The sequence below is a fragment of the Desmonostoc vinosum genome (assembly GCF_059505385.1).
The window spans coordinates 1-4,171 of record NZ_JCACKM010000293.1 but is presented as its reverse complement, the minus strand read 5'-3'; the positions used below and the strand labels follow the sequence as shown (position 1 = coordinate 4,171).

Below are 4,171 nucleotides of genomic sequence, written 5' to 3'. Positions count from 1 at the left end.
TTGTCTTGCTGTTCTCTTAATTGCTGGTTGAATCCAAATTAGTCCAAACTCCAGCCTAAGCATATATGGCTAAAAGTCTCAAACCGCTCTGGTATTCCTGTCACTCAAGAAGATTTGGAACATCCTTGGGGATTTTGGTATTGGGTATGGCGGCGTCATGTTCCCATCTCAATTGTCGAAGGCGTCAAAAAAGCAGCCTCTATGTTAAGTGCTGGCTATGCAACAATCGCCGTCCCCGGTGTTAACGCTGGCTACCGCACACCAAAAGACGAGTACGGTACACTCAATGGTAAGCCATACCTCATCCCAGACATCCAGCATTTCGCTACCAAGGGAAGACAGATTAATATTTGCTTTGACCACGACACTAACCCTGAAACAGTCAAACGAGTCAGAACCGCAATTAGCCGGATGGGTCGGTTATTAATTGCCGAAGGGTGCGAAGTGCGAGTTATAGATCTGCCAGGGCCCGAAAAAGGTGTTGATGACTTTATCGTTGCCAAAGGACAGGACGCTTTTCACGCACTGTACAATACAGCCCAACCTTTAAAGTTATGGCAAATTAAGCTATTTACACTGTTCACCTATCCGCCATCCATAGCACTAAATCAAAGATTCTTGGGACACCTACTTGTACCAGAAGGCGCAAAGTTAATCATCTTGAAAGCACCTAAGAATACAGGTAAAACACAATGGTTGTCCCTTGAGGTTGCCAAAGCCCACGAACAAGGGCGCAGAGTATTAATTATCACCCATCGTATTCAGTTAGGGCAAGCCTTATGCGATCGCTTTGGTGTGAACTACGTCACCGAAATGCGCTCTGAAGAAACTGGGGATTTGTTAGGTTATGGTGTTTGTGTAGATTCATTGCACCATGAAAGTCAGTCTCAATTCAACCCCAATGACTGGTCAAATGATGTGGTTATCATTGACGAGTGCGATCAGGTTTTCTGGCATCTTCTCAACTCACAAACAGAAGTGGCTAGGCGTCGTGTTGCCATTTTAAAGAACCTCAAGCAGTTGATTCAAAATGTTTTGGGCAGCGAACACGGGAAAATCTATTTATCAAGCGCTGACATCTCCGATTGTGATGTTAACTATATTCTTTCTCTTGCGGGAGAAATTAAAGTTAACCCGTTCGTGATCGTCAACAATTATCAGTACAATGCAGGAAAATGCTACAACTACTCTGGCAATAATCCTAAGAATTTGATTGCGGCTCTTGATAAGGCGATCGCTTCAGGCGGTCATTACTTGCTGTGCTGTTCTGCCCAGAAAGTCAAATCGAAGTGGGGGACACAAGCCCTAGAAGAACGGTTTTGTCGTAAATTCCCACATCTGCGAATCTTGCGGATTGATAGCGAGTCGGTCTCAGATCCAAACCATCCTGCATATGGCTGTATCTCTCACCTGAATGAAATCCTTACCCAGTATGACCTAGTAATAGCTTCACCAAGTTTGGAAACTGGGGTATCTATTGATATTAAAGGTCACTTTGACTCTGTTTGGGGAATATTTCAGGGAGTACAACCCGTTAACTCTGTGCGTCAAATGCTGGCTAGGTTAAGGGAGAATGTAGACCGCCATATTTGGGTGAAAGAGCGGGGGATGGGGGTTATTGGTAATGGCTCAACATCGATGGGGGCATTACTGGCTAGTCAACACACTACCACTAGAGAGAATATCGCGCTACTGTCGGCGGCGGATAATTCTGATTACAGCTGTATTGATGAAAACTTTCAGCCGGAATCTTTACAAACTTGGGCCAAGCGCAGTTGTGTGATTAATGCCCAGATGAGGCGCTATCGAGAGTCTGTACTTGCTGGGGTAGTGGATGATGGCTATACCATTATTGAAGCTGATGATATTGATTCAGATGAAACTAAGGAAGTATTGGAGGAGGTTCAGGCCGCTTCAGAGCAATTGTATAGTGCCGAGTGTCAGGCGATCGCCACAGCTGAGGAACTCACTGAAAGCCAACTTAAGAAGCTTCAAGAGCAACGGGCTAAGACCAAAACTGAACGACATCAGCAGCGCAAGGCGGAATTAGCTCGTCGCTATGAAATTGAAGTCACCCCTGATTTGGTTGCAAGAGATGATGATGGTTGGTATCCTCAACTGCGGATGCACTACTATTTGACATTGGGGCGAGAGTTTCTTACCACTCGTGATGCAAAGAGAGCCAAGTCTCAGATTGAATCAGGGGGAAATGCGGTTTGGAAGCCGGACTTTAACTCATGTCAGATGATGAGCGCGGTGTTATTGTTGGAGAGTCTGGGTATTCTGCAATTACTAACACCTGGGGAAAGGTTACGAGGGAGTGATGAGAAATTGCAGCAGTTGAAAGCATTGGCCCTCAAACATCGGTATGTTCTCAAGAACCATTTGAATGTTTCTATTAGTGAGAAACTGACTCCGATTGCGTTAGCACAAAAGTTGTTGGCCAAGATTGGGCTGAGATTAACTTATGTGGCTCGGCGAGGTTCGCGCGAGAACAGGGAGTGCGTTTATGAATTTGTCCCACCCACCGATGAGCGCAATTTGATTTTTGAACGATGGCTTAGTCGCGATGAAGCAGCTCGTCAAAATGCAAATTCTAATTTGGTGTCAGTCACTAGTAATAAAGATATACATACTCAAGTGATTGACACGACACTACAAGTCTCCCAGAATTTAGATGAAGCGGCGACAACGGAAACTCCTGCTACCACTAGCTGGAAGGGGCTAAAGCTGCAAGTCAGGCAAGGTTTAGAGAGCGTTGGCAAATTCTACCAACAGCTAGTCTCCAAACTGGGTGAGGCTGTTGGCGTAGCTGATGGTGAGCCTATGTGGAATGCTTGCCTGGGGCAGTGGCAGATCTGGGTTAACTTTGAGGATGGGTGTAAGTCTGTTGTCTGTGATTGGTTAGAGGCGGTGTAGTTAATTCGTGTCAGTCACCGATAATCAAGAATTACGTACATTCATTATTGACACGACACCGTAAGATATCTCCCAAGCTTTAGAAACGGTAGAGAAAGAGCGCTGTTGTTATTGGGGAGAGCAGGTTAAACAAATGCTCAGTACCCTGACTAGTGATAAGCGGTGGGGAGTGATGCTGGAGTTTGAGGAGATAAGCCCTGATGGGTTTGCTCGATTGCTTGTATCTGCACCTGAATGGGTAGAGTGGATGGAGTAAGTTGTTGGGTTGTGAAAGCAAGGTTTCAGAATCTCACTTCAATATTCTCAAGTTAAGAAGAATAAACCCATTTATCACTCAACAGCGTAAGAAGTAAATTGACGTTTAAACGGAGAATAAAAACCGATAACTATATCCTTATGAGGTATACCTAACTCAACTAATGTCTCGGCAACAAGTGATTCTGTACCATTATATTGAATCCATATCTTTCCATTTTGGATATCAAAATGCATTATCGGGCCAAATACCCGCTGATTACCCTGCCAACCTACATAAGCTAGTTGATAGTGGTCGTTTTCATTGTCAAAGATTAGTTCTGGCTTAATAGTATCGGTATTAGAACTGATTTGTGCATGTTCGGTTAAGAGTTGTTTGATGATTTGTCGATAGCGTTCTATTTTATCCATTGCCGAATCTCCTCCTTTTCGGGGTCATAAGTTACTAATTTAACTTGGTGACGTTGCAGCGTGCGTTGGACAAAAGCAAGCTGGAAAAAATCTAAGTAGGTTTCATGCGGAACTGCTAAATAGATAATTCGCTCTGGTTGATTTTCCTCTAATGCTAGACAGTAATTAAGATATTGACCAAGGGCTGTATGAAATTCATTGATATCAGAACCTGCAATAAAACTTTTAATTTCAACCGCTATTTTTTCGGTATCACGTTCTGCGGCAATCGCATTTTCTGCGGCTAAATCTATTTGTACTTTCACTGCATCGCTAATACGAATATATAAAGGATCGTTGGTAATTATCCACCCATCTTTGATTAAGGCGTTTTTTACCTGTTGATGGAAAACATCTTTAGCCATTAAGTCTGAAGTTTATTTTAATCGTATCTGAAATCAAACCAGATTTTAGTAAACAGGAGCATACTTAACTATTACGGCGTGGCTACGTTTACCGCCCTGCGCCATTCATTCTGCTATTAGCTTGTCATCCCAAGTATAAACCCCTATTTGACCTCTTACTCTAGAAAATCTCCCTGTTCTAT

Annotated in this window: 4 protein-coding genes; 2 read left to right on the top strand and 2 right to left on the bottom strand. The window is 43.5% G+C overall.

The window, feature by feature from the left end; all coding sequences use genetic code 11:
• Positions 1-114 precede the first annotated feature (114 nt).
• Both AC5JMF_RS30150 and AC5JMF_RS30145 read left to right on the top strand, forming a co-directional pair.
• The gene (locus AC5JMF_RS30150; protein WP_495799383.1) at positions 115-2,919 is read left to right on the top strand and encodes a plasmid replication protein, CyRepA1 family; all 2,805 of its coding nucleotides are present in this window, start codon (positions 115-117) and stop codon (positions 2,917-2,919) included.
• A 133-nt stretch (positions 2,920-3,052) separates the two neighbouring features.
• Positions 3,053-3,175: a hypothetical protein gene (locus tag AC5JMF_RS30145; RefSeq protein ID WP_495799382.1), complete on the top strand. Its 123-nt coding sequence runs from the start codon at positions 3,053-3,055 to the stop codon at positions 3,173-3,175.
• A gap of 74 nt (positions 3,176-3,249) precedes the next feature.
• Here AC5JMF_RS30145 and AC5JMF_RS30140 read toward each other — a convergent pair whose 3' ends face one another.
• Both AC5JMF_RS30140 and AC5JMF_RS30135 read right to left on the bottom strand, forming a co-directional pair.
• The gene (locus tag AC5JMF_RS30140; RefSeq protein ID WP_495799381.1) at positions 3,250-3,585 is read right to left on the bottom strand and encodes a XisI protein; all 336 of its coding nucleotides are present in this window, start codon (positions 3,583-3,585) and stop codon (positions 3,250-3,252) included.
• A complete protein-coding gene (locus AC5JMF_RS30135) occupies positions 3,573-3,989 on the bottom strand; it encodes a XisH family protein (RefSeq protein ID WP_495799380.1) in 417 nt (138 codons plus the stop codon). The genes AC5JMF_RS30140 and AC5JMF_RS30135 overlap by 13 nt, the downstream gene beginning before the upstream one ends.
• Positions 3,990-4,171 lie beyond the last annotated feature (182 nt).